The sequence below is a fragment of the Microtetraspora niveoalba genome (assembly GCF_001570405.1).
Taxonomy (GTDB): Bacteria; Actinomycetota; Actinomycetes; order Streptosporangiales; family Streptosporangiaceae; genus Microtetraspora; species Microtetraspora niveoalba.
The window spans coordinates 1-3,225 of the sequence record NZ_BBYM01000079.1; the positions used below are offsets into that span (position 1 = coordinate 1).

Below are 3,225 nucleotides of genomic sequence, written 5' to 3' on the forward strand. Positions count from 1 at the left end.
GGCAGGACTGTTTGCAGTCTCTGAATCGCACAGTCGACGCGAGCAAAACCTTATGGTCAAGTCCTCGGCCTATTAGTACCGGTCAGCTCCACACGTTACCGCGCTTCCACCTCCGGCCTATCAACCCGGTCATCTACCGGGAGCCTTACCCCACAAAGGGTGGGAGACCTCATCTCGAGACGAGCTTCCCGCTTAGATGCTTTCAGCGGTTATCCCTTCCGAACGTAGCCAACCAGCCGTGCTCCTGGCGGAACAACTGGCACACCAGAGGTTCGTCCGTCCCGGTCCTCTCGTACTAGGGACAGCCTCTCTCAAGTCTCCTACGCGCGCAGCGGATAGGGACCGAACTGTCTCGCGACGTTCTAAACCCAGCTCGCGTACCGCTTTAATGGGCGAACAGCCCAACCCTTGGGACCTACTCCAGCCCCAGGATGCGACGAGCCGACATCGAGGTGCCAAACCATCCCGTCGATATGGACTCTTGGGGAAGATCAGCCTGTTATCCCCGGGGTACCTTTTAGCCGTTGAGCGACACCGCTTCCACAAGCCGATGCCGGATCACTAGTCCCAGCTTTCGCTCCTGCTCGACCCGTCAGTCTCACAGTCAAGCTCCCTTGTGCACTTACACTCGACACCTGATTACCAACCAGGCTGAGGGAACCTTTGGGCGCCTCCGTTACCCTTTAGGAGGCAACCGCCCCAGTTAAACTACCCACCAGACACTGTCCCCCACCCGGATACACGGGCGCGGGTTAGACGTTCAAAACGACCAGAGTGGTATTTCACCAATGACTCCACCCCGACTAGCGTCGAAGCTTCCCAGTCTCCCACCTATCCTACACAAGACGCTCCAAACGCCAATGTCAAGCTGTAGTGAAGGTCCCGGGGTCTTTCCGTCCTGCTGCGCGTAACGAGCATCTTTACTCGTAGTGCAATTTCACCGGGTCTGTGGTTGAGACAGCGGGGAAGTCGTTACGCCATTCGTGCAGGTCGGAACTTACCCGACAAGGAATTTCGCTACCTTAGGATGGTTATAGTTACCACCGCCGTTTACCGGCGCTTAAGTTCTCAGCTTCGCCACCAAAAGCGGCTAACCGGTCCCCTTAACGTTCCGGCACCGGGCAGGCGTCAGTCCGTATACATCGTCTTACGACTTAGCACGGACCTGTGTTTTTAGTAAACAGTCGCTTCCCCCTGGCCACTGCGACCCCCACCAGCTCACAGAGCTAGCCTGATCACCAGCAGAGGTCCCCCTTCTCCCGAAGTTACGGGGGCAATTTGCCGAGTTCCTTAACCACAGTTCACCCGAACGCCTTAGTATTCTCTACCTGACCACCTGAGTCGGTTTAGGGTACGGGCCGCCACGACACTCACTAGAGGCTTTTCTCGGCAGCATAGGATCACCCACTTCACCACAATCGGCTCGGCATCACATCTCAGGCACATGGCAGACGGATTTGCCTATCTGCCGCCCTACATGCTTACCCCGGGAACAACCATCGCCCGGGATGGGCTACCTTCCTGCGTCACCCCATCGCTTACCTACTACCAGATCAGGCCAGGCGTTCACCCTCACCACCATCCCGAAGGACAGCAGGGGCTAAGGACCCTTAGTATCACTGGATTCGATATGGGCGCATCGCAGCGGGTACGGGAATATCAACCCGTTATCCATCGACTACGCCTGTCGGCCTCGCCTTAGGCCCCGACTTACCCTGGGCGGATTAGCCTAGCCCAGGAACCCTTAGTCATCCGGCGCAGAAGTTTCTCACTTCTGATTCGCTACTCATGCCTGCATTCTCACTCGTACAACCTCCACGGCTGGATCACTCCGCCGCTTCACCGGATTGCACGACGCTCCCCTACCCACCCACACAACACAAAGCTGTGTGAATGCCACGACTTCGGCGGTGTACTTGAGCCCCGCTACATTATCGGCGCGGAATCACTTGACCAGTGAGCTATTACGCACTCTTTCAAGGATGGCTGCTTCTAAGCCAACCTCCTGGTTGTCACGGCAACTCCACATCCTTTCCCACTTAGCACACGCTTAGGGGCCTTAGTCGGTGATCTGGGCTGTTTCCCTCTCGACTACGAAGCTTATCCCCCGCAGTCTCACTGCCACGCTCTCACTTACCGGCATTCGGAGTTTGGCTGACGTCAGTAACCTTGTCGGGCCCATCGGCCATCCAGTGCTCTACCTCCGGCAAGAAACACGCAACGCTGCACCTAAATGCATTTCGGGGAGAACCAGCTATCACGGAGTTTGATTGGCCTTTCACCCCTACACACAGGTCATCCCCCAGGTTTTCAACCCTGGTGGGTTCGGTCCTCCACGCAGTCTTACCCACGCTTCAACCTGCCCATGCGTAGATCACCCCGCTTCGGGTCTACAGCATGCGACTCAAACGCCCTATTCAGACTCGCTTTCGCTACGGCTCCCCCACACGGGTTAACCTCGCCACACACCATAACTCGCAGGCTCATTCTTCAAAAGGCACGCAGTCACATCACAGACAGCCGAAACTGTCTACGCTCCTACGGCTTGTAGGCACACGGTTTCAGGTACTATTTCACAACCCCTCACCGGGGCGCTTTTCACCTTTCCCTCACGGTACTCGTTCACTATCGGTCACCAGGGAGTATTTAGGCTTACCAGGTGGTCCTGGCAGATTCACACAGGATTCCTCGAGCCCCGTGCTACTCGGGAACACCCCAAACAGTCAGCGTGATTTCACCTACCCGGCTATCACGGTCTACGGCGCCTCTTCCCAAAGGCTTCGACTACCACACTGATTTCTCACTGCACGGAGGAACGGCAGCTCCCCCACGAGGGTCCCACAACCCCGCACACGCAACGCCTGCCGGCTATCACACATGCACGGTTTAGCCTCATCCGCTTTCGCTCACCACTACTCACGGAATCACTATTGTTTTCTCTTCCTACGGGTACTGAGATGTTTCACTTCCCCGCGTTACCACCAACCGCCCTATACATTCAGGCGGAGGCAACACCACATGACTGGTGCTAGGTTTCCCCATTCGGACATCCCCGGATCAACGTCTGGTTGGCGACTCCCCGAGGCTTAACGCAGCCTCCCACGTCCTTCATCGGCTCCTGATGCCAAGGCATCCACCGTGTGCCCTAAGAAACTTGGCCACAAAGATGCTCGCGTCCACTATGCAATTCACAAACAACAAACAGCCAACCGAATCCACCCCGCC

At 56.8% G+C, this 3,225-nt stretch carries 1 rRNA gene; it reads right to left on the reverse strand.

Features of this window, described 5'->3' with window-relative positions:
- Positions 1-52: 52 nt before the first annotated feature.
- A 23S ribosomal RNA gene (locus AWQ70_RS37015) occupies positions 53-3,160 on the reverse strand.
- Positions 3,161-3,225: the final 65 nt, after the last annotated feature.